The sequence below is a fragment of the Thermostichus sp. MS-CIW-41 genome, assembly GCF_054058915.1.
In genome coordinates, this window is the sequence record NZ_JBSSBO010000087.1 from 1 (window position 1) to 2,687 (window position 2,687).

The window sequence follows — 2,687 nt, forward strand, 5'->3', positions numbered from 1 at the left end:
GAAGGGGATGCGGATTTTAACGGTGCGAAGGTGATTGCGCTTTTGGGGGCTGCCGTAAACCAGCCTAGAGGTTCGGGCCTGTTTTGTTCTCTGGTGGAGCAGAGCAGGCTCAGGGCTACTGAAAGCCCGCTCCGTAACGCTTTAGCGGTCGGAGTCGGGTAGTTTACTGTAGGAGTTAGCCATGGTTATTCTCGACTACAGCGATACAGACAGTGGCTTCTGGGCTTCGACTCCTCAGGGTTTGGTGGAGGTGATCAAGTTTCAGAATCACTTCTACGCCCTTCGGCAAGTGTACAAACGCGCCCAAGACGCGATATCTGCCTGTCGCGCCGACATTGAAAGGGGATTTCTTAGCATTGTGGTGCAGTTTGAGAATCACGCGGAAGTGTGGGCTCAACTGTCGCCGGGCGTACCCGTGCAGTCCCAACCAGAGGCTGCTCCTACGGGCAACCCTGCCAAGCCCAAGCTGACCTATCGCGGCCAACCGGTGAGCAAACCTTCCCAAAATCCCAGCCTCGCCCGCAGGCCCTTGCCTGACTCCCTCTATTTCCGCGGCGCGAAGATCGGCTAGACCGTTTCCGTTTGCCAGGTCTGGAGCGGTCGAGATTTCCCTTCTGGCCGCAGCCATCTGCGTTAGCGGTGCAAAGCACCATAGAGGCCCACCCCATAGCCCAGTACCTCAACCGGATCCCCTTGGCTTTCTGCCGGCAGTTGGGATCCCTTGCCCAACCACTGGGTCTCATGGCTGTCCAAAAGTTTTTCCCAGGTGCCGCTGGGCCATTGGGTATAGGTGACTGGCTGATCGGGGCTGAAATTGAAAAGGGCAAGCAAAGCCTGGGATCCCTGGCGGCGGTGCAGAGCTAGGCCAGAGTTGGAAAAGAGCTCCACTTCCACCCCGTCCCGCTCCAGATGCTGGAGGGCCGGCTGGGTTTTGCGCAGCTGGATCAGGGCCTGGTACCACTTCCAGAGAACCTGGTGGTGACCGGCTTTTTTCAAGTCCCAATTCAGCTTGGAGCGCAGGAAAGTCTCTTCAGCTTGGGGATCCGGCGGCTCTCCCTGCCAGGCAAAGGCGCTGAACTCGCGGCGGCGTCCTTGGCGCACCGCTTCCACCAGGTCGGGATCCCCGTGGCTGACAAAATACAGAAATGGCGCCACTTCCCCATACTCTTCCCCCATAAACAGCAGCGGCAGCATGGGAGCTAGCAGCAGGGCAGCGGCAGCCAATTTGAGGCCCTCGAAAGAGGTGAGCTGGCTAAGGCGCTCTCCCAGCCTGCGGTTGCCCACCTGGTCGTGGTTTTGAATGCAGACAACAAATTGGGATCCCGGTCGCCCAACAGCGGAGTTGCCGTGACGCCTGGCGCGGTAGCAGGAGTACTGGCCAGAATAAACGTAGCTCTCCCGGTAAGCCTTGGCCAGGTGCTCCAATTCGCCAAAGTCCTGGTAGTAGCCTGTCTTTTCCCCGGTAAGCAGGGTGTGAAGTGAGTGGTGGAAGTCATCGCACCACTGGGCATCTAGCCCGTAGCCCCCTTGCTCTCGGGGGGTGATGAGGCGGACATCGTTGAGGTCGCTTTCGGCAATGAGAACCCTGGGCCGGCCAGTGCGAGCTTCTAGGGCATCCACCTGCTCTGCCAATTCCTGCAAGAAGGGGTAGGCGCCGAAGTCGTAGATGGCATGCACCGCGTCCAGCCGCAGCCCATCGAGATGAAACTCCTCCAGCCAGTACTCGGCGTTTTGTAGGAAAAACTCTCGCACGCCGTCAGAATAGCGGTCGTCGAAGTTGAGGGCATCCCCCCAAGGGGTGTGGTACTTGTCGGTGAAGTAGGGGCCAAAATCCCGCAGGTAGTTCCCCTCCGGCCCCAGGTGGTTGTAGACCACATCCAAGATGACGGCCAAGCCCAGTTGGTGGCAGGCATTGACTAGGGCTTTGAAGCCTGCCGCTCCTCCATAGCTGGTCTGCACCGCGTAGGGGTAGACGCCGTCGTAGCCCCAGTTGCGCTCTCCTGGAAACTGGGCCACCGGCATCAGCTCCAGCACGTTTACCCCCAACTCCACCAACTCCGGCAGGCGAGGGATCAGGGCGGCAAAGGTGCCCTCAGGGGTAAAGGTGCCCACATGCAGCTCGTAGAGGATCCACTGAGACAGGGGGATCCCCTTCCACCCCTGATCCTGCCAGTCGAAGCGGGGATCCACCACCCGCGAGGGGCCATGAACGCCATGCGGTTGACAGCGGGAGGCCGGGTCTGGTCGCTCCACTACCCCTGCCTGGGTGTGCAGACGGTAGAGATAGTCCACCGGCCCAGGCGGGATCCCGTCCACCTCCCCCTGCCAATAGCCCTGCTCATCCCGCACTAGAGTAAAGCAACGTTGGACAGGGCTGAGCAGCTTCAGCTCCACCTGCTCAACCAAGGGCGCCCACACCGAGAAGTGATAGCAGCCTGAGCCCAGGGGATAGGCGCCCATCCGCCCGGCCTGGAAGAAAGGAGAAGCCTGCAACACAGAATCTATCCCGCAACTCGGCTTCCACTATAGCGAGCATGCCTGGCAAAAGCCGGAGAGTGGGTTTTTGGCTTCTCCTCTGCCATAGTGGAATGGGTCTGATACATTTACGCTGAACACTGCTGAACATCACTGTTCAACTATGCAGCGATAGCATTCTGTTTGTTTCCATTCGCGTTAGCGGGACGGAG

Annotated in this window: 2 protein-coding genes and 1 pseudogene; 2 read left to right on the forward strand and 1 reads right to left on the reverse strand. The window is 59.5% G+C overall.

Annotation, left to right across the window (positions count from 1 at the left end):
• Window positions 1–162 (forward strand): annotated as a pseudogene (locus tag ACVWXE_RS14280) (RNA-guided endonuclease TnpB family protein); the annotation flags it as partial.
• A 19-nt stretch (window positions 163–181) separates the two neighbouring features.
• Window positions 182–571 (forward strand): hypothetical protein, encoded by a 390-nt coding sequence (locus ACVWXE_RS14285; RefSeq protein ID WP_457490636.1) that lies wholly within the window; start codon window positions 182–184, stop codon window positions 569–571.
• A gap of 62 nt (window positions 572–633) precedes the next feature.
• On the opposite strand, the gene treZ is transcribed toward ACVWXE_RS14285, so the two are convergent.
• On the reverse strand, window positions 634–2,460 hold the full coding sequence (gene treZ / locus ACVWXE_RS14290) for a malto-oligosyltrehalose trehalohydrolase (protein WP_457490637.1): 1,827 nt from the start codon (window positions 2,458–2,460) through the stop codon (window positions 634–636).
• Between the last annotated feature and the right edge of the window lie 227 nt (window positions 2,461–2,687).

Coding starts and splice junctions, on each gene's coding strand:
- ACVWXE_RS14285 (WP_457490636.1), top strand. CDS start 182: ATGGTTATTCTCGACTACAGCGATACAGACAGTGGCTTCTGGGCTTCG.
- treZ (WP_457490637.1), bottom strand. CDS start 2,460: ATGGGCGCCTATCCCCTGGGCTCAGGCTGCTATCACTTCTCGGTGTGG.